24 protein-coding genes are annotated in these 18581 nt (G+C 66.3%); 7 read left to right on the top strand and 17 right to left on the bottom strand.

Annotated features, from left to right (window positions below):
• The first annotated feature begins 111 nt into the window (after window positions 1-111).
• The gene (locus ACWV14_RS07575; RefSeq protein ID WP_454907484.1) at window positions 112-507 is read left to right on the top strand and encodes a response regulator; all 396 of its coding nucleotides are present in this window, start codon (window positions 112-114) and stop codon (window positions 505-507) included.
• 40 nt (window positions 508-547) lie between these two features.
• Here the strand turns inward: ACWV14_RS07575 and ACWV14_RS07570 are convergent, their stop codons facing one another.
• Window positions 548-1180: a response regulator gene (locus tag ACWV14_RS07570; RefSeq protein WP_007837167.1), complete on the bottom strand. Its 633-nt coding sequence runs from the start codon at window positions 1178-1180 to the stop codon at window positions 548-550.
• Window positions 1181-1311: 131 nt separating this feature from the next.
• Between ACWV14_RS07570 and ACWV14_RS07565 the strand changes: the two genes are divergently transcribed.
• The 6 genes from ACWV14_RS07565 (at window position 1312) to ACWV14_RS07540 (ending at window position 4886) form a co-directional block, all read left to right on the top strand.
• Window positions 1312-2631 carry a CHASE3 domain-containing protein gene (locus ACWV14_RS07565; protein WP_454907485.1) on the top strand — a complete coding sequence of 440 codons (1320 nt, stop codon included), beginning with the start codon at window positions 1312-1314 and terminating at the stop codon, window positions 2629-2631.
• Window positions 2632-2826: 195 nt separating this feature from the next.
• Entirely contained in the window at window positions 2827-2991 is a 165-nt protein-coding gene (locus tag ACWV14_RS07560; RefSeq protein WP_081265997.1) for a DUF1328 domain-containing protein, read from the top strand.
• Window positions 2992-3045: 54 nt separating this feature from the next.
• The gene (locus ACWV14_RS07555) at window positions 3046-3420 is read left to right on the top strand and encodes a hypothetical protein (protein WP_081265998.1); all 375 of its coding nucleotides are present in this window, start codon (window positions 3046-3048) and stop codon (window positions 3418-3420) included.
• Between the two features lie 35 nt (window positions 3421-3455).
• Window positions 3456-3839, top strand: a complete 384-nt coding sequence (locus tag ACWV14_RS07550) for a hypothetical protein (protein WP_454907486.1) — start codon at window positions 3456-3458, stop codon at window positions 3837-3839.
• Window positions 3826-4329: a hypothetical protein gene (locus ACWV14_RS07545; RefSeq protein ID WP_454907487.1), complete on the top strand. Its 504-nt coding sequence runs from the start codon at window positions 3826-3828 to the stop codon at window positions 4327-4329. The genes ACWV14_RS07550 and ACWV14_RS07545 overlap by 14 nt, the downstream gene beginning before the upstream one ends.
• Window positions 4326-4886 carry a ferritin-like domain-containing protein gene (locus tag ACWV14_RS07540; protein WP_422085316.1) on the top strand — a complete coding sequence of 187 codons (561 nt, stop codon included), beginning with the start codon at window positions 4326-4328 and terminating at the stop codon, window positions 4884-4886. Before ACWV14_RS07545 ends, ACWV14_RS07540 begins: the two co-directional genes overlap by 4 nt.
• A 92-nt stretch (window positions 4887-4978) precedes the next feature.
• On the opposite strand, the gene ACWV14_RS07535 is transcribed toward ACWV14_RS07540, so the two are convergent.
• The 16 genes from ACWV14_RS07535 to ubiE all read right to left on the bottom strand — a co-directional run bounded on the left by ACWV14_RS07535 (window position 4979) and on the right by ubiE (window position 18575).
• Window positions 4979-5497, bottom strand: coding sequence for a BON domain-containing protein (locus ACWV14_RS07535; RefSeq protein ID WP_422085315.1), 519 nt, complete (start codon window positions 5495-5497; stop codon window positions 4979-4981).
• A gap of 74 nt (window positions 5498-5571) precedes the next feature.
• The gene (locus ACWV14_RS07530; RefSeq protein WP_454907488.1) at window positions 5572-5769 is read right to left on the bottom strand and encodes a CsbD family protein; all 198 of its coding nucleotides are present in this window, start codon (window positions 5767-5769) and stop codon (window positions 5572-5574) included.
• Window positions 5770-5895: 126 nt separating this feature from the next.
• Entirely contained in the window at window positions 5896-6717 is an 822-nt protein-coding gene (locus ACWV14_RS07525; protein WP_454907489.1) for a DUF429 domain-containing protein, read from the bottom strand.
• A 9-nt stretch (window positions 6718-6726) separates the two neighbouring features.
• On the bottom strand, window positions 6727-7608 hold the full coding sequence (locus ACWV14_RS07520) for an EamA family transporter (protein ID WP_454907490.1): 882 nt from the start codon (window positions 7606-7608) through the stop codon (window positions 6727-6729).
• 7 nt (window positions 7609-7615) lie between these two features.
• Window positions 7616-8038, bottom strand: coding sequence for a BLUF domain-containing protein (locus tag ACWV14_RS07515; protein WP_081266006.1), 423 nt, complete (start codon window positions 8036-8038; stop codon window positions 7616-7618).
• Between the two features lie 3 nt (window positions 8039-8041).
• Window positions 8042-8773, bottom strand: a complete 732-nt coding sequence (gene folE, locus ACWV14_RS07510) for a GTP cyclohydrolase I (RefSeq protein WP_081266007.1) — start codon at window positions 8771-8773, stop codon at window positions 8042-8044.
• Window positions 8774-8846: 73 nt separating this feature from the next.
• Window positions 8847-9620 carry an endonuclease/exonuclease/phosphatase family protein gene (locus tag ACWV14_RS07505; protein WP_454907491.1) on the bottom strand — a complete coding sequence of 258 codons (774 nt, stop codon included), beginning with the start codon at window positions 9618-9620 and terminating at the stop codon, window positions 8847-8849.
• On the bottom strand, window positions 9617-10093 hold the full coding sequence (gene nudB / locus ACWV14_RS07500; RefSeq protein WP_454907492.1) for a dihydroneopterin triphosphate diphosphatase: 477 nt from the start codon (window positions 10091-10093) through the stop codon (window positions 9617-9619). The genes ACWV14_RS07505 and nudB overlap by 4 nt, the downstream gene beginning before the upstream one ends.
• 7 nt (window positions 10094-10100) lie before the next feature.
• The gene (gene aspS / locus ACWV14_RS07495; RefSeq protein WP_422085309.1) at window positions 10101-11906 is read right to left on the bottom strand and encodes an aspartate--tRNA ligase; all 1806 of its coding nucleotides are present in this window, start codon (window positions 11904-11906) and stop codon (window positions 10101-10103) included.
• Window positions 11907-11943: 37 nt separating this feature from the next.
• A complete protein-coding gene (locus ACWV14_RS07490; protein WP_422085308.1) occupies window positions 11944-12576 on the bottom strand; it encodes a DUF502 domain-containing protein in 633 nt (210 codons plus the stop codon).
• 9 nt (window positions 12577-12585) lie between these two features.
• Window positions 12586-12921 carry an FmdB family zinc ribbon protein gene (locus tag ACWV14_RS07485; RefSeq protein WP_454907493.1) on the bottom strand — a complete coding sequence of 112 codons (336 nt, stop codon included), beginning with the start codon at window positions 12919-12921 and terminating at the stop codon, window positions 12586-12588.
• A gap of 105 nt (window positions 12922-13026) precedes the next feature.
• Window positions 13027-14478 (bottom strand): sodium:solute symporter family protein, encoded by a 1452-nt coding sequence (locus ACWV14_RS07480; RefSeq protein ID WP_454907494.1) that lies wholly within the window; start codon window positions 14476-14478, stop codon window positions 13027-13029.
• 13 nt (window positions 14479-14491) lie between these two features.
• A complete protein-coding gene (gene ubiB, locus ACWV14_RS07475; RefSeq protein WP_422085305.1) occupies window positions 14492-16057 on the bottom strand; it encodes a ubiquinone biosynthesis regulatory protein kinase UbiB in 1566 nt (521 codons plus the stop codon).
• A complete protein-coding gene (locus ACWV14_RS07470; RefSeq protein WP_454907495.1) occupies window positions 16054-16623 on the bottom strand; it encodes a ubiquinone biosynthesis accessory factor UbiJ in 570 nt (189 codons plus the stop codon). The genes ubiB and ACWV14_RS07470 overlap by 4 nt, the downstream gene beginning before the upstream one ends.
• 156 nt (window positions 16624-16779) lie before the next feature.
• Window positions 16780-17811: a Tim44 domain-containing protein gene (locus ACWV14_RS07465; RefSeq protein ID WP_422085303.1), complete on the bottom strand. Its 1032-nt coding sequence runs from the start codon at window positions 17809-17811 to the stop codon at window positions 16780-16782.
• 32 nt (window positions 17812-17843) lie between these two features.
• Window positions 17844-18575 (bottom strand): bifunctional demethylmenaquinone methyltransferase/2-methoxy-6-polyprenyl-1,4-benzoquinol methylase UbiE, encoded by a 732-nt coding sequence (gene ubiE, locus ACWV14_RS07460; RefSeq protein ID WP_454907496.1) that lies wholly within the window; start codon window positions 18573-18575, stop codon window positions 17844-17846.
• Window positions 18576-18581: the final 6 nt, after the last annotated feature.

Here is an 18581-nt window from a genome sequence, read left to right as displayed (position 1 = left end):
CGAAGCTTGCATGATGCGCGACAAGAAAGCCTCAGTGTCCACCTGCAGGCATTCCCGCAGGCGGGGGCGCTTCGAATGCTCCTGCCAACGTAAGAGGAAGCGCGGTTCGGCATGGATCCCAGATTGCAGACTTACGTCGTCGAAGACAACCTCACGATCCGTGAAAACCTTATTGGAACTCTGGAAGAGCTCACCTGCGCCACCGTCGTCGGCTTCGCCGAGACGGAGAGCGGCGCGCGCGAATGGCTGCGGGACCACGTCGGCGAGTGGGACCTCGCCATCGTCGATCTGTTTCTCAAGCAGGGCAGCGGCCTGGGTGTGCTTCAGGCCTGCCAGGCGCGCAACCCGAACCAGAAGGTGGTGGTGCTCAGCAACTACGCCACGCCGGACATCCGCCGGCGCTGCGCCGAGTTCGGGGTCGACGCGGTGTTCGACAAGTCGAACGAAATCGACGCGCTGGTCGACTTCTGCCTCATGCAGGCGAACGCATTGCGTGCCGCGGGCTGAAGACGCCGCGTGGGGCGCCCTCCCCGCTCCCCTGCCGGTCTCAATCGATCAGCTTGTTCTTCAGCGCGTAGTACGTCAGGTCGCTGTTGGAGGAGAGGTTCATCTTCTCCATCAGGCGCGTGCGGTAGGTGCTGACCGTCTTCACGGACAGCGACAGCGTCTTGGCGATGTCGCCGGCGGTCTCGCCCTTGGCCAGCTTCAGGAACACCTGGAATTCGCGCTCCGACAGCTGCTCGTGCGGCGCGGCGTCGTCCTTGCGGTCGAGCTGGCGGGCCAGCAGTTCGGCCACGGCGGGCGTGATGTAGCGCCGGCCCAGCGAAATGGTGCGGATGGCGTTGACGATCTCGATGGGATCGCACTCCTTGTTGAGGTAGCCGCTCGCGCCCTGACGGATCAGGTTCATCGCGTAGTGCTCCTCGGGGTAGCCGCTCAGGATCAGGATGCCCACGTCCGGCGCCTTGGCGCGGATCATGGCGAGCGCATCGATCCCGCTTTGCCCCGGCATCGAAAGGTCCATGACCAGCACGTCCAACTCCGTGGTGCGTACCAGTTCGATGGCTTCACGCCCGCTGGCCGCTTCACCCGCCACGCGCAGGTCCACGTGTTCGGAGAAGAACTGCCGGAGGCCGGATCGCACGATGGCGTGGTCGTCCACAATTCCGATTTTGATCATCTGTTACTTTCGTCGTTGTGTTGCGCGCATGCGGGCCGCAACATGCCGGGTCCCTGATTGTTGTCAATTATTCACGAACTTGCGTAGTAAGCAGCCCTGAAAGTTTCATGCACTGGTTAGCCCCTCCAAGAATGGCCGTGAGCCTCCTGCTCGCGGCGCTGGCCGCGCTGGCCCTCGTCGGTATCAACGAGGCCGGCTACCGGCAGTCCAGCCGCGCCCTTGCCGACATCGAAGAGGCGCAGCAGGTGCGCGGCACGCTCAACCAAATTCTGCAGAACATGCTTGACGCGGAAACCGGCCAGCGAGGCTACCTGCTGACCGGCGAGGCGAACTACCGGCAACCCTACGACACCGCGGTCAAGCAGGTCGACGGCAATCTCGCGACGCTGCGCCGGCTCTACGCCGGCCGGCCGGCCGAGCTCACCCAATTGACTGAACTCTCCAAGCACGTGCTGCGCAAGGTGGCCGAGATGGACATGAGCGTGCGCTTGCGCCAGGACGGCAAGGAGGACGCCTGGAAGTTCGTCATCACGACCGACGTGGGCCGCGAGGAGATGGATTCGATCCGCGCCACTGCGGGCGAACTGGTCAGGATCAGCAACGACACGCTGCACCAGAGCCAGGCGCAGGTGCTCAAGTCGCTGCGGCTGGCACGCATAGGCACCGCCATCGTGGCGCTGGCCGCGCTGATCGCCTTCTTCCTGTACCTGCGGCAGACGCACGCGCTGCGCTCCATCGGCGAGCGCCAGCAGGAAACCCTTCAGCGCGAGCGCAATGCACTGGAAGACGAGGTGCGAGAGCGCACCGCCTCGCTGGCCGAACTGGCCACCCACTTGCAGGACGTGCGCGAAACCGAGCGCGGCTACCTCGCGCGCGAGCTGCACGACGAGCTGGGCTCGCTGCTCACGGCCGCCAAGCTGGACGTGGCGCGCCTGAAGTCGCGGCTGGCGGACGCGCCCGACGCCATCCAGCGGCTGCAGCATCTGACCGAACTGCTCAACAGCGGCATCGCGCTCAAGCGCCGCATCATCGAGGACCTGCGGCCTTCGTCGCTGTCGAACCTCGGGCTGGTCGCTTCGCTGGAGATCCTGGGGCGCGAGTTCGCCGAGCGCTCGGGCCTGCAGATCGAGATGGCGCTGGAGCCCGTGACCATGGACGAGTCGCGCCAGCTCACCATCTACCGCATGGTGCAGGAAAGCCTGACCAACATCGGCAAGTACGCGGAGGCCAGCGAGGCCACCATCGTCCTGAAGAACTACGAGAACCACGTGATCGTGGAAGTGGCGGACAACGGCAAGGGCTTCGACACCCTGCGCATGCGCCCGTCGACGCACGGCCTCGCGGGCATGCGGCATCGCGTGGAGGCCGCGCGCGGCAAGCTGACGGTCTCGTCGACACCCGGCAAGGGCACGCGCCTGAGCGCCATGCTGCCGGTGGTGCGCCCCGCCTGAGGCTGACGCCGCCCTCCGCCCGGCCGTCTACTCGGCCATCTCCTACGCACCCCGCCCCCGACCGCTGACAGGTCCGGGCCAAGGGGGCACTTAAGGTTGCTCCTGTGCCATTCGCAGCTTCCTGACTCCCTTGTTTCGAAGCCCGCGGATGTGCCGTTTTTCAAAACAACGAGGGAAGCCTCGAAGGAGTTCCACATGCTGCATTACGCCGTGGTGTTTCTGGTCATCGCGCTCATCGCCGCCCTGTTCGGGTTCGGCGGCATCGCCGCCAGCGCGGTCGGCATCGCCAAGATCCTGTTCGTGATCTTCGCCATTCTGGCCATCGCAAGCTTCCTGGGCGGCTTGCTCCGACGCAAGTAGCGTAGTTACGATCAACAGGCTCCCGCATTTCATCTTCCCGGAAAGGACTTTCACATGAACACGACCAAGACTCCCTCGCAGCTCGCCGACGACGCCCGCCAGACCGCCAATGAAGCGGTCGAAACGACCCGCGCCTATGCACAGAATGCGGTGAATGCGGCGGGCGAAAAGGTCCGCGAACTGCGCCGCGACGCCGAACCGGCCGTCGAGCAGCTCGCAGCCCGTGTGCAGCAAGCCGTCCAGCGCGGCCTCGACGCAGCCTCCACCACCAGCGCGCGCGCCCAGCGCCGCATCGAGCAGGCTGCCGACGTCACCGGCCGCTACATCTCCGACCAGCCCGTGCGTTCAGTGCTGATCGCCGCCGCCGCCGGCGCCGCCATCACCGCGCTCATCGTGCTGGCCAGCCGCCGCAGCCGGGACGACTACTGATCCGCTGAGCGTTCGTTCCACCGATTCCCGGCACCATGCTTCATCCGATTTTTTCCACGGTGCTCGGGCATCCGGAACTCGTCGCTGAACACCTCGCCAACTATGCCGCCCTCGTCCGCCAGGAAACTGCGCAGGCGGGGCGCGGCCTCGTCGCCCGCATTGTCGCGGGGGTGCTGGCCGCGGCCAGCGCCATGCTGGCCCTCGGGCTGATCGGCGTGGCCGTGCTGCTGGGCGCGCTGCACGGCAGCTTTCACTGGGTGCTCGTGGCCGTACCGGCCGTGGCCGTGGTGATCGCGGCGTTCTGCGCCTGGTACGCGACGCGCCCCAGCCCGAGCCACGGTTTCGACGACCTGCGCTCGCAACTCGAGGCCGACCTCCAGGCCTTGCATGACGCCGGAGCCCATCATGGCCAGCGCTGAACGCACACCCCTGACCCCGCAGCAACGCCTGGCACTCTCGCGCCGAGCGCTGGTGCGGCAGCTCAACGGCGGCGGTGAAGACACGCACGACGCGTTTCTGAATCACGCCCCCGCGAGCGACCCGGACGACGATCTGGAATACGAACACCACGACGCCGCGCAAGCAGGTCGCGCAGACCGCCCCCCGAGCTTCGGCGGCGTCTGGTTGCCGCTGGGGCGCAGCATCGTGCAGCGCTGGTGGCGCCGCCACCCCGCCCATGCGGCAGGACAGCTGGCCCGGCCGGTGCTCGAGCACTACGCCCGCAAGCAGCCCGCCAAGCTCATGGCCATTGCCGCGGCCACCGGCGCGGTGCTGGTGCTGGTGAGGCCGTGGCGCCTGCTTTCTGTGACGGCTGTGCTGGCTGCGGTACTGAAGACATCCGACGTGGCTGACGTCGTCAACACGTTGATGCAGAAGAACACAAGCCCCCCACGAAAGGATCCTTCATGAAAGCCGATGTTTCCTCATCCAGCAAGGCCACGGAACACAAGCACCTGGTGCTCGACCAGAGCGGCCTGGATGCCGCGCGCAACAGCCTGGACGACGGTGCCGTCACGCCCAGCTACGGCCCCTGGCGCGACGACGTGGTCAAGCTGCTGAACGACGCGCTGGCCACCGAACTGGTCTGCGTGCTGCGCTACAAGCGCCATTACTTCACCGCCAACGGTGTGGAATCTCCGGCCATCGCCGACGAATTCCTGGTGCATGCGAACGAAGAATCCGGCCATGCCGACCGCATTGCCGAGCGCATCGTGCAACTGGGCGGCGAACCCGACTTCGCACCCAATCACCTGCTGGAGCGCAGCCACGCGGCCTACGACGAATCCACCGACCTCCAGTCGATGGTGCGCGCCAACCTGATTGCCGAGCGCATCGCGGTCGAGTCGTACCGCCAGATGATCGCCCTGATCGGCGACAAGGACCCGACCACCCGCCGCATGCTCGAAGACATCCTCGCCGACGAGGAAGAGCATGCCGACGAGCTGAAGGACTGGCTCGGGCACTGAGCACACCTGATCTCTCGGGGCCCTGAAAAGGGGTCCGCAAAAGAAAGAGCCCGGAACTTCCGGGCTCTTTCTTTTGCGGCGAATCGCGGGAATCAGCTCTTCACTTCAAGCTGGTTGTCCACCGACGTCACGCCCTGCACGCCCTTGGCGATCTCTTCTGCCCGTGCCTTCGCGGCGGCAGTGGGCGCCGGGCCCTTCAGGCTCACGGCACCGCCCTTGGTGTCGACATTGATCTTGATGGCGCTCAGGTCCGGGTCCTTCGCCAGGCCGGCGGAAACCGAGGCGGTGATGGCGGCATCGTCGACCTTCGCGCTCACGGCGGCACCCGCCTCCTTGGCGGCTTCGGTGACGTTGGCCACGCCTTGCTTGACCTCGGCGGTGGTGCCGGATGCGTCGACCTTGGCCTTGGCTTCGCGCACGGCCTCGCCGGTCTTGGCTGCGGCGGTATCGGCAGCCTGCTCGGTCTTGGCGACGGCGCTGTCGAGCTTCTCGCCCGCGGTGCGGTTGTCCGACTTGTCGCAGGCGGCCAGCGTCAGCGCGGCGCCCGCCACCAGCACGGCAAGCCATGCGCGCGAATGCGGCATGGTGGCGGGTTCTGGATGCTTGTTCATTTGATTTCCTCCGTTCGCTCTCTGCAAAGAAAAAAGGGCTGCGCGCACCAGGCGCACAGCCCTATATAGCGGGGTCAGAGCTTGTCGGCGCCCGACTTGATCGCGTCCTTGGTCTTTTCCTTCACGTCGCCGTAGGTCTTCTGCACCTTGCCGGCGGTCTGGTCGGCGAGGCCTTCGCCCTGGAGCTTTTCATTGCCGACGACCTTGCCGGTCACTTCCTTGATCTTGCCCTTGGCTTCTTCGACGCGTCCTGCCACTTGGTCTTTGTTCATGTCGCTTCCTTCCTTTGAGGGTGGGTGAAATTCCGTGGGCCGATATGACCCACTGACTTCAATCTAGGCGCTGGCCCGCGACCCCGGACGTGGCGGGAAGCCCGAAGCCATGTAGGACAACAAGGCTCAGGCGGAGACGATCCATCCTTCAAGAGGATCGACGCCCTGTGGCAGGCCGTGGCCGGGGCCCGCGCTGTCGGCGCGCTGCAGGCCCCATGCGGCCTGCAGAAGACACAGCACGGCGTCGATGTCGTCGCCGCGCGCATCGGCCAGCAGTTCGGCGCGTTGCGACGCAGTGACCCCGAGCCGCAGGCCGAGCCGCGAAGTACCGGCTTCGAGCGCGGCCAGCAGATCGATGCGCGCGGCAAGGCGCTCGGGCGTCTGCTTGCGCCGGTCGTCGCTCTTGTAGCTGCGGCGGCCGATCAACTCGCGCGCCAGCAGGCCGGGGTAAGCCTCCAGCGCGACGCGGCCTTCATGGCTGCCGGGGTGCAGCGCCGGAATCCGTGCCCCCGAAGCCAGGAGGCGCGGAACGCCTGCATGCAGCATGTACGCGACCGGCGGGTTGACCCACTTCATCGACGGGCTCGACCCCGCGGGCAGGTCGGCCGCGCGGTGCGCGAACTTGCCGCCGACTGGGCGGGACGCACAGAAAGCCGCGAAGGTGTCGCGGATATGCGCGCGGCTCAGGCCGGCGTAATGCAGCATCAGCGGCTCCCATTGCAGCGGCCAGCCCAGGTGCTCGACCAGCTCGCGCGGCAGGCTGAACGGAAAGTCGAACCCGCCGACCCAGGCGGGCGTGCTGCACAGCCAATCGCCCCAAGCGTCGAGCGAGGCAAAGCGCCGCAGGCCGTCGAGCACCACGACGCCACCCTCCTGCAGTTCACCGATGGCAACGACGATGGGCTTGCGCGCGGACGGCGCGCTCGAGAAATCGCAGCCGAACAGCATCGCGCTGCCTCAGCCCAGCGCGAGGGCCACCACGCCGGCGGCGATGAACATCGCGCCCAGCAGCCGCAGCAGCCGGTCGCCTTCGCGCAGCAGGTGCCCGCCGATCAGCGCCGCGAACAGCATCGACACCTCGCGCGCCGGCGCGACGTGCGAGATCGGCGCCTGCTGCACGGCATAAAGCACCAGCACATACGACACCGGACTGACCGCCGCCACCAGCAGCGCATATTTCCACTGCGAGCGCCACATGCGCGCGGTCGTGGCCGGGTCCTTCAGCGCGACGGGCAGCAGCAGCACGATGCGCACGAGGTTGCCGAAGTAGTCGAGCAGGATCGGCGACATGGCGAGGAACTTGACCGCGTAGCTGTCGGCCACCGTGTAGGCCGCGATGAAGCCGCCCGTCAGCACGCCGTAGCGAATGCCCTTGTGGACCCGCTCACGCTGCACCGGGTCATGCGCCTTGCGCCACAGCTTCGGGCCGCCCGCCACCAGGAAGACGCCGAGCACCACGCCCGCGATGCCCGCCACGCCCAGGAGGCTGATCTTCTCGCCGAGAAAGAGCACTGCCACCAGCGACGACAGCAGCGGCCCCGAGCCGCGCGCCAGCGGATAGACCACGGTCAGGTCCGACTTGCGGTAGCCGCGCAGCAGCACGACGAAATAGAAGATGTGCAGCACGCCGCTGAGCACGACGAAGCCCCATTCGGTCACGCCCCAGCCGGGCACCACGTTCCAGCCCAGCGTGATGCCCACGGGCGCCCATATGAGCATGTTGAACACGCTGGTCTGGAAGCTGAAGCGCGAATCGCCGTTCGCCTTCTTGGCAACGATGTTCCAGCCGGCATGGATGATCCCGGCCAGCAGGATCAGCGCGAATGCGGAGAGCGGCACCCCTGGATCAGTGGCGGCCGACGATGGCGGCGGTGGCCATCAGTTCTTCGAGCAGCGCCAGCGAGACCTTGCCAGACACCGCGTAGGGGTTGAGTTCGGGTTTCTCGGAGTACTTCAACAGCGTCGAGGCATTGAGCTTCGACAGGTTGACCTGCCCCATCGTCCAGCCGCCGAAGCGGCGTTCGGAGATTTCCTCGTAGTGCAGCAGCACCACGTCCTTGTGGCGCGCGTCGCGCTGGATATGTCCGTAGAGCTCGCTGATGGCCATGCGGCCACCCTCGATGGCCTGCAGGAAAGTGCCCGCGCCATAGCAGAGGATGCCGGTAATGCCGCAGGTGGTGTTGTGCGTGCGCGATTGCGCGAGTATCGACTCGATGGCCTGGGGGCTGGTGTCGACGGCGCGGCTGGCGTAGAGAAGTCGGACCAGCATGGCTCAGCTCTTTCGGGGAAGGAGAGAAAGGAATTCGCGCCGCAGGCTCGGGTCTTTGAGGAACACGCCGCGCATCACGGAGTTGATCATCTTGCTGTCCATTTCCTTGACGCCGCGCCAGGCCATGCAGAAATGCTCGGCTTCCATGACGAGGGCCAGGCCGTCCGGCTGGGTCTTTTCCTGGATCAGGTCGGCCAGTTGCACCACGGCTTCTTCCTGGATCTGGGGACGGCCCATGACCCATTCGGCCAGGCGCGCGTACTTCGACAGGCCGATCACGTTGGTGTGCTCGTTGGGCATCACGCCGATCCAGAGCTTGCCGATGATCGGGCAGAAGTGATGCGAGCAGGCGCTGCGAACGGTGATCGGGCCGACGATCATCAGCTCGTTCAGGTGCTCGGCGTTGGGGAATTCGGTGAGCGAGGGCGGCGCCACGTAGCGGCCGCGGAACACCTCGTTGACATACATCTTGGCGACGCGGCGCGCGGTGTTGTCGGTGTTGTGGTCGTTCTCGACGTCGATGACCAGGCTCTGGAGCACGCCCTTCATCTTGACCTCGACCTCGTCGAGCAACGCTTCCAGTTCGCCGGGCTCGATGAACTCGGCGATGTTGTCGTTGGCATTGAAGCGCTTGCGCGCGGCAGTGATGCGCTCGCGGATCTTGACGGAGACGGGTGTACCCTCGTCGTCGTCTTTTCGATCGGGAAGGGGTTCGACGTCGGTTTTCCTCAGCATGGCGGGGATCGTACCAGTGAATGGCTCCAGACATTCGGGGCCGCAACGCCCGTCCCTTCTTGGAGCGATGCTATCAATTAAGGAGCGTGAAATCGGCCACCAGCGGCAGGTGGTCGGACATGCGGGCCCAGATGGGACCGCGCGGCACCGTGCAGGCCAGCGGCTCCAGCCTGCGTCCATAGACGAAATCGAGCTGCGCCACCGGCAGGCGCGACGGGTAAGTGAGCGTGCGCGGACCGCGCAGGTCGCTGGTGTCGCGCAGGCCCATGGCGTTCATGGCGTAGCGCATGCGCGCGCCCCAGTCGTTGAAGTCGCCCGCCACCACCACGGCCTCGTCGGGCGGCACCTCGCGGTCGATGAACTCGCGCAAACGGGCAACCTGCCGCACCCGGCTACCCTTGATGAGCCCCAGGTGCACCACGATGGCGTGCACACGCCGGCCCTCCACGTCGATCACCACGTGCAGCAGGCCGCGCTGCTCGAAACGGTGGTCGGAGATGTCCTGGTGGCTGGTGCGCAGCACCGGCCAGCGCGTCAGCAGCGCATTGCCGTGCTCGCCGTGGCGGGTGACGGCGTTGGTCTCGTAGACGGCGGTGTAGCCCTCGGGCGCGAGGAAATCGGCCTGCGGCAGTTCGGGCCAGTGCGCGAAGCGGGCTGCGGCCTGCCGGTTCATCTTGCGCACTTCCTGCAGGCAGACGATGTCGGCGTCGAGCTGCTCGATGGCATGGCCCAGGTTGTGGATCTCGAGCCTGCGCGCCGGTCCGATGCCCTGCACACCCTTGTGGATGTTGTAGGTCGCGACCCGGAGGCTTTGCGCTGGTGCTGCTGGTGCTGCCGGCTGGTTCATCGCGCAAATTCTGGCAGCAACAGAATGGCTTCGGCGTTCGACGGGGAAAAACAGGCGTCCGCGGCTTGCTGGTAGGGCAGCCATTGCCACGCGGTGTGCTCGCGGGGCTCCAGCACCGGCATCAGCCGCTCGGGCACGCAGAGGCCGAACAGGTGCTCGGTGTTGTGCGTGACGCCGGGCGCGTAGCGGGCGCGCCAGCGGGGATAGATCTCGTAGACGTTGCGCAGCTGCCAGTCGACCAGCTGCGAGGCCAGCGCCGTGCCTTCGCCGCACTGGATGCCGGTTTCCTCGGCCACCTCGCGCGCCGCGGTAAGCGCCAGCGGCTCGTCGGCCAGGTCCTTGCTGCCGGTGACCGACTGCCAGAAGTCGGTTTCGGCGTCCGCACGTCGGATCAGCAGCACATCGAGCGCCGGCGTGTGGATCACGACCAGCACCGACTCCGGGATCTTCCAGGGCCGGGGGCTGGTCGTCATGGCTGCGTCAAGCCGCCTGGGGCGTGTTCCGCAGCTTGATGTGCAGCTCGCGCAGCTGCTTCTCGTCGACCGGGCTCGGCGCCTGCGTCAGCAGGTCTTGCGCGCGCTGGGTCTTGGGGAAGGCGATCACGTCGCGGATCGATTCGGCGCCGGTCATCAGCATGACCAGGCGGTCCAGGCCGATGGCGATGCCGCCGTGCGGCGGGGCGCCGTACTGCAGCGCATCCAGCAGGAAGCCGAACTTGAGCTGCGCGTCTTCGGCGCTGATCTTCAGCGCGCGGAACACCTTGCTCTGCACTTCCTCGCGGTGGATACGCACCGAACCGCCGCCCATCTCGATGCCGTTGAGCACCATGTCGTAGGCCTTGGCGATGCACTTCTCGGGGGCGGTGTCCATGAGGTCTTCATGGCCGTCCTTCGGCGCGGTGAACGGGTGGTGCACGGCGCTCCAGCGCTGGCCTTCCTCGTCGAACTCGAACATCGGGAAGTCGACCACCCACAGCGGTGCCCAGCGGTCGTCGAACAGGCCGCTCTTCTTGCCGAAGGCGCTGTGGCCGATCTTGATGCGCAGCGCGCCGATGGCGTCGTTGACGACCTTTTCCTTGTCGGCGCCGAAGAACAGGATGTCGCCGTTGCGCGCACCCGTGCGGGCGATGATCTCGGCCAGCGCGTTGTCGTCGAGGTTCTTGACGATGGGGCTTTGCAGGCCCTCGCGGCCGGCTGCGGCGTCGTTGACCTTGATGTAGGCCAGGCCCTTGGCGCCGTAGATCTTGACGAATTCCTGGTACGCGTCGATTTCACCGCGCGACAGGCCGCCCTCGGCACCGCCGCCAGGCACGCGCAGCGCGACCACGCGGCCGCCGGCCATGGTGGCTGCGTTGGAGAACACCTTGAACTCCACGCGCTTCATCAGCTCGGTGAGTTCGGTGAACTCGAGCTTCACGCGCAGGTCGGGCTTGTCGGAGCCGTACTTGAACATCGCGTCCGCGTACGTCATCGTCGGGAACACCGGCAGATCGATGCCCGCCGCGTTGCGGAACACGTTGCGGATCATGCCTTCGAACATCTCGCGGATTTCTTCTTCGGCGAGGAAGGAGGTCTCGATGTCGATCTGCGTGAATTCGGGCTGGCGGTCGGCGCGCAGGTCTTCGTCGCGGAAGCACTTCACGATCTGGTAGTAGCGGTCGTAGCCGGCCACCATCAGCAACTGCTTGAACAGCTGGGGCGACTGCGGCAGCGCGAAGAAGCTGCCGTCATGCACGCGGCTGGGCACGAGGTAGTCGCGCGCGCCTTCGGGCGTGGACTTGCCGAGCATCGGCGTCTCGATGTCGATGAAGCCGTTGGCATCGAGGAACTTGCGGGTTTCCATCGTCACCTTGTAGCGCAGCATCATGTTGCGCTGCATGGCCGGTCGGCGCAGGTCGAGCACGCGGTGCGTGAGGCGGGTGGTTTCCGACAGGTTGTCGTCGTCCAGCAGGAACGGGGGCGTGACCGAGGGGTTCAGCACCTTCAGCTCGTGGCACAGCACTTCGATCTTGCCGCTCTTGAGCTGGTCGTTGGTCGTGCCTTCAGGGCGCGCGCGCACCAGGCCGGTGATCTGCACGCAGAACTCGTTGCGCAGGTTCTCGGCCACGGCGAAGGTGGAGGCGCGATCGGGGTCGCACACCACCTGCACATAACCTTCGCGGTCGCGCACGTCGACGAAGATCACGCCGCCGTGGTCGCGGCGACGGTTGACCCAGCCGCACAGGGTAACGGTTTGGCCCATCAGGGCTTCGGTCACGAGACCGCAATAGTGAGTACGCATGGCCATAGAGAGGACTTCCGGCGCCTTGGCGGCGCGTTCGTTTTTATGAGTTGGATGGCTTGGTCGCCAGCACGGCGGGGCCGCCGGGAACGACCACCCCCATCGAGACGATGTACTTGAGCGCTTCGTCCACGCTCATCTTGAGTTCGATGCAGTCGCTGCGCTTGAGCATCACGAAATAGCCGCCCGTGGGGTTGGGCGTGGTGGGCACGTAGACGCTGAGAAAGTCCTCGTTGCCCAGGTGCGCAGCCACTTCGTTGCCCGGCGCACCGGTCACGAAGGCGATGGTCCAGACGTTTTCGCGCGGCCACTGGATCAGCACTGCCGTGCGGAACGCATTGCCGTTCTCGGAGAACAGCGTGTCCGAGACTTGCTTGACGCTGGAATAGATGGAGCGCACGACCGGAATGCGGCGCACCACGGCGTCGCCCCAGCCGAGCAGGCGCTTGCCCACGAAGTTGCTGGCGATGGCGCCGACCACCAGCAGGATGGCCAGCGTGAGCAGCACGCCCAGCCCGCGGATGTTGTTGTCGTACAGCCAGCGCTGCCAGGCGCCGGGCAGAACCCAGAGCGTCTGGTCCAGCGTGTCGATGATCCACTTCAGCACCGCCAGGGTGATGAACAGCGGAACGATCACCAGCAAGCCGGAGAACAACCATTTGCGCAGGGCGAGCATGGCGGTCGATCAGTCGCTGCTTGCGGGAGCCGGCGCGGGCGCCGGGGCCGCAGGAGCGGGGCTCGGGGCGGCGGTGGTTGAGGACGCGGCCGGCGCGGAGTCGGCGGGCTTGGCACCGTCGCTCGAGGCGGGCGCCGTGGCGGGCTCGGACTTCTTGCCGCCGCCATCGCGGAAGTCGGTCACGTACCAGCCCGAACCCTTGAGCTGGAAGCCGGCGGCGGTGACCTGTTTCTCGAACGCGCTCGCGCCGCACGCCGGGCACACCGTCAGGGGCGCGTCGGACATCTTCTGCAAAGCGTCTTTGGCAAAGCCGCAGGCGCTGCACTTGTAGGCGTAGATGGGCATGGGAAATCGGGTGGGGAAAAAGCGGCGCAGCTGCCGCTCGCAAAGCCCTCGATTATAGGGGCGCCCCCGCCAAAGAGGGCCCGGCATGGGCGCCGGGCCTCAGTCTCAAGCCGGTTCCGTGGCCAAAGGCCGATGCGGCGTGTGAGTGTCCACTAGCCATTGCGGCAGCAGCGAGCCGGCCACCATGCCCACGAACGAGCACAGCACGCCCGCCAGTTGCGCCGGAAACACAGCGCCCCAAGCCGGCACGGCCAGGAACAGCAGCCACACGCCGATGCCCAGCGCGATGGAGGCGATGGCGCCCTGCGTGGTGGCGCGGCGCCAGTACAGGCCGCAGACCAGCGGCACGAAGGCACCCACCAGCGGCACCTGGTAGGCACCCGACACCAGTTCGTAGATCGGCGTGCCCTGCATGCGGATGGCATAGGCCAGCACCGCGGCGCTGAACAGCAGCACCGTGATGCGCATCGTCATGAGGTTCTGGCGGTCGGTCCCGGCCGGGCGGAACTGGCGCCAGATGTTCTCGGTGAAAGTGACGCTGGGCGCCAGCAAGGTGGCCGAGGCGGTCGACTTGATGGCCGACAGCAGCGCGCCGAAGAACAGCACCTGCATCACGAACGGCATCTTCTGCAGCACCAGCGTGGGCAGCACCTTCTGCGGATCTTCCTTGAGCAGCGTGGCGGTCTGCTCCGGCATGATCAGCAGTGCGCTGGCCACCAGGAACATCGGCACGAAGGCGAACAGGATGTACGCCAGGCCGCCGATGACCGGGCCGCGCGTGGCAGCCTTCACGCTGTTGGCCGACATCACGCGCTGGAACACGTCCTGCTGCGGAATGGAGCCGAGCATCATGGTGATGGCGGCCGCGAAGAAGAACACCATGTCGTGCCAGCTGGGCTCGGGCCAGAACTTGAAGAGGTCCTTGCTGACCGCGAAGGCCACCACCTTGTCGGCGCCGCCGGCCATGGAGCCCGCGAACATGGCGATCACGGCCAGGCCGGCCACCAGGATGATCATCTGGATGAAGTCGGTCACGGCCACCGACCACATGCCGCCGAACAGCGTGTAGGCCAGGATCGAGATCACCCCGATCACCATGCCCATCGGTATGCTGATGACGCCGGCCGACAGCAGGTTGAACACCAGCCCCAGCGCCGTGACCTGCGCCGACACCCATCCCAGGTAGCTCAGCATGATGATCAGCGAACACGCCACTTCCACCGTGCGGCCATAGCGCTCGCGGTAGTAGTCGCTGATGGTCAGCAGGGTCATGCGGTAGAGCTTGCCCGCGAAGAACAGGCCCACCAGGATCAGGCAGGTGCCCGCGCCGAACGGGTCTTCGACCACGCCGTTGAGCCCGCCCTCGATGAACTTGGCCGGGATGCCGAGCACCGTTTCGGAGCCGAACCACGTGGCGAACGTGGTCGTGACGATCATGAACAGCGGCAGGTGCCGCCCGGCAATGGCGAAGTCGGTGGTGTTCTTCACCCGCTTGGCGGCGTAGAGGCCGATCGCGATGGTGACAAGCAGATAGACGATGACCAACGTCAGCAGCACGACGGAAACTCCTCTAGAACAGACGCACGCGCACCAGCAACTGCATGGCGAGCAACCCCAATACAAAACCTATGCCACCGTAGACGATGGTTTGTAACAACCGATTCGTGCGTTTCTGCTCGGCCAGCAGTTCGAGCAGCTCGCGGCGGTTGTCGGCGGGCCGATTTTCAAGGAAATCGTGCAGCAGCCGCGGCAATTGGGGCAGCAATTTGGCGTACCTGGGCGCTTCGGCCCTGAGCTGCTGGAACAGTTTCTTGGGGCCGATCTGGTCGACCATCCACTTCTCGAGGAAAGGCTTGGCGGTGGCCCAGAGATCCAGCTCGGGGTCGATGTTGCGGCCCAGTCCCTCGATGTTGAGCAGTGTCTTCTGCAGCAGCACCAGCTGCGGCTGGATCTCGACGTGGAAGCGGCGCGAGGTCTGGAACAGGCGCATCAGCACCATGCCCAGCGAGATTTCCTTCAACGGCCGGTCGAAGTACGGCTCGCAGACGGTGCGGATGGCCGCCTCCAGCTCGTCGATGCGGGTGCCTACCGGCACCCATCCGCTTTCGAGGTGCAGCTCGGCCACGCGCTTGTAGTCGCGCCGGAAGAAGGCCACGAAGTTCTGCGCCAGGTATTCCTTGTCCGACTCGGTCAGCGTGCCGATGATCCCGAAGTCCAGCGAGATGTAGCGCCCGAAGGTCTCGGGCTCCAGGCTCACCTGGATGTTGCCGGGGTGCATGTCGGCATGGAAGAAGCCGTCGCGGAACACCTGCGTGAAGAAGATCGTGACGCCGTCGCGCGCCAGCTTGGGAATGTCGACGCCGGCCGCGCGCAGGCGGTCCATCTGCGCGATGGGCACGCCCTTCATGCGCTCCATCACGATGACCTCGGGATGGCAGAAGTCCCAGAACATCTCGGGGATCAGCACCAGGTCGAGCTCGGACATGTTGCGGCGCAGCTGGGCCGCGTTGGCGGCCTCGCGCACCAGGTCGAGCTCGTCGTGCAGGTACTTGTCGAACTCGCCGACCACCTCGCGCGGCTTCAGGCGCTTGCCGTCCGCCGAAAGGCCTTCGACCCAGCCGGCCATCATGGCCATGAGCGCCAGGTCTTTCTCGATCACGCCGCGCATGTTGGGGCGCAGCACCTTGACCGCGACTTCGCGCAGTTCGCCGTCATTGGTGCGGATGGTCGCGAAGTGCACCTGGGCGATCGATGCGCTGGCGATGGGCGTCTCGTCGAACTGAACGAACACGTCGCCCACCGGACGGCGGAACGCGCGCTCGATGGTCGCAATGGCCACCGCCGATGGGAACGGCGGCACGCGGTCCTGCAGGAAGGCCAGCTCGTCGGCGATGTCGGGCGGCAGCAGGTCGCGCCGGGTCGACAGCACCTGGCCGAACTTCACGAAGATGGGGCCAAGCCTCTCGAGCGCCTCGCGCAGCCGCTGGCCGCGCGGCGCGTCGAGGTTGCGGCCGAAGGACACGATGCGCGCGACCACGCGCAGCCAGGGCTTCTGGAAGCTCGTGAGCACGAGCTCGTCGAGGCCGTAGCGCAGCGCGACCCAGACGATGAACAAGCCGCGATAGAAGCGCCTCATTCGGCGTTGCTCGCCGAGCCGGTCGTCGAAGCGCCGGCGCGCGCCGTGCGGTCGCCGACGAACTGGCGCAGCGCGCCCGCCACGCGCCGCACGGCGTTGCCGAGCGTGTGCGCGGGCACGTCGCCGATCACGCGGGCAAGGTCGTCCTCGATGTCCCAGCGCACATGATCGACCAGCCAGTTGACCTCGGCGGCCAGCTGCACGTCGCCGATGATCTGCACCGAGGGCTTGTCGCCGCGCAGCGTGGCGCGGGCGATGTCGAAGGGGGAGTCTTCGGTGACGGTGAGCGTGAGCTCGGGCACCGAACCTGCAGGGGCCAGGTCGAGCAGCCCGGCCGGCGTGGCCACCAGCTCCATGGTCACGAAGCGCCACTGGAAGCGCACCACACGCCCCTGCTGGCGCAGAAGCCGCTGCTGGGCTTCAGGCTCCTGCTGCAGCACGTGGTTCAGGAACAGGACCGCGCGGTGCTGGATCTCGTGGACTGCCCAGTCAGGCGGCTGGAGGCGTTCGCCGATGCGATTGAAGAGGTCGCCGAGAAAAGAAAAAGGGGACGATGGTGTGGCCATAGTCCCCATTATCCTGTCACTGTAGCGCCCCGCGACTCATGGACCGCATGCCCTTTTCCAGAAACACCGCAGAACCGGCTTTGCCGGCCTGCTGGTGTTGCCCCCGGCAGAGGGAAGGAGAAGCGGCACGAAGTGCGCGAAGCCTGGGGGCGAGCTTTACTGCAGAGCCTGCACGCCGGCCACCAACCAGCCGCTGGTGCCGCTGATGGGCTTGGTCATGTTCCAGACTTCGCGGAACGGGCCGGGGCCTGCAGAGGCGTCTTCGCGGATCATGCCGGAGAACTCCACGCTGGCCATATAGGCGTCGGGCAGTTCCTCGATGCCGAGCAGCTTGGCGTCGAGCATCACAACCTCGGTCTTGTTCGATGCGCCACCGGTGTGGCTGGCACGATCGGCCAGCTGCGAACGGATCTCGTCGACCATGCTGTCGGTCATCATGGAGCGCAGCATCGACACGTCGGCGCGGTCCCATGCGTCCTGCAGCGTCACGAAGTTGCGCTTGGCGGCACCGAGGAAGCCCTCGACATCGAAGCCGGCGGGAATACCCCACGACTGCGAACCGCCGAGCGCCGAGCCGATCATGCTGCCGCCGGCCGCCGCACCTGCCGCGGAAAGGCTGCTGCCGTGACCGGCCGCTGGCGTTGCGTCGAATGCGGTCGCATTGCGCTCCCATGGGCGTGCCGATGCATCGTTGCCCACGTTGGCCGGGCTGTACTGCACCGGCGCGCTGGCATTGCTCGGGCTGGCACCCGCGCCCTGGAACGCGAAACCGCCCTGGCGGCTGGCGCCCGAGGCCTGCTGCGAGCGCGCCTTGATCATGCGCCACACCACCACGCCGGCCAGCACGAGCAGGCCGATCAGCAGGATGTTGCCGAAGCCCGCGCCGAGGCCGAGCGAATGTGCGAGCCATGCGAGGCCCAGGCCGGCCGCGAGACCGCCGAGCATTGCGCCCCAGGGGCGCTTCGGTGCAGCGGCCGCGGGAGCGGCGGCACCGGGCTTGGCCGCTGCTGCGTTGGACGCGCCTTGCTGCGCGGGTGCGCCGGGCGCTGCCGGCGGGGTAGCCTGGCGCTGCGTCACGTTGGACGACTGGCGCCCCACCGACTTGCCGCCACCCATGCGGGCAGCTTCGGCCTGGACACTGCCCAGCACCAGCGCGACCGCCAAGAACAAAGAACCCAAACTCTTCATGTCGTCTCCTCTTGAGCGAAAGATTCGCCTCATCAACATTTGATTCCAACATGGAGAGCAGCGATGCCACCAGTCATGTTGTGATAGTCCACATGTCCGAAACCGCCCTCTTTCATGAGGGTCTTGAGCTCCTCTTGCGAGGGATGCATCCGGATCGATTCGGCCAGGTAGCGATAGCTCGCGTCGTCGCCGGCCACGAGCTTGCCCAGGCGCGGCAGCACGTTGAAGGAGTACCAGTCGTAGGCCTTGGCCAGCGGCTTGGCGACCTTCGAGAACTCCAGCACGAGCAGCTTGCCGCGCGGCTTGAGCACGCGGTTCATTTCCTTGAGCGCGATGTCCTTGTGCGTCATGTTGCGCAGGCCGAAGGCCACCGTGACCACGTCGAAGTGGTTGTCGGGAAAAGGCAGCTTCTCGGCGTCGCAGACCATCGTGGGCAAAGACACGCCGGCGTCGAGCAGGCGGTCGCGGCCGGTACGCAGCATGGCTTCGTTGATGTCGGTGTGGACCACCTGGCCGGTGGCGCCGACCTTCTTGGCGAAGGCCAGGGCTAGGTCGCCGGTGCCGCCCGCGATGTCGAGGACACGCGAGCCTTCGCCCACGTTCGCGACCATCACGGTATAGGCCTTCCATGCACGGTGCAGGCCCGCGGACATCAGGTCGTTCATGATGTCGTAGCGCGAGGCGACCGAGTCGAAGACGCCGCGTACGCGTTGCGCCTTCTCGCTTTCGTCGACTGTTTCGAAGCCGAAGTGTGTGGTGCTCATGCAACC

This window comes from Variovorax durovernensis (assembly GCF_977011995.1).
Note: the sequence above shows the minus strand (reverse complement) of the source record. Positions and strands in the feature narration are given on the sequence as shown.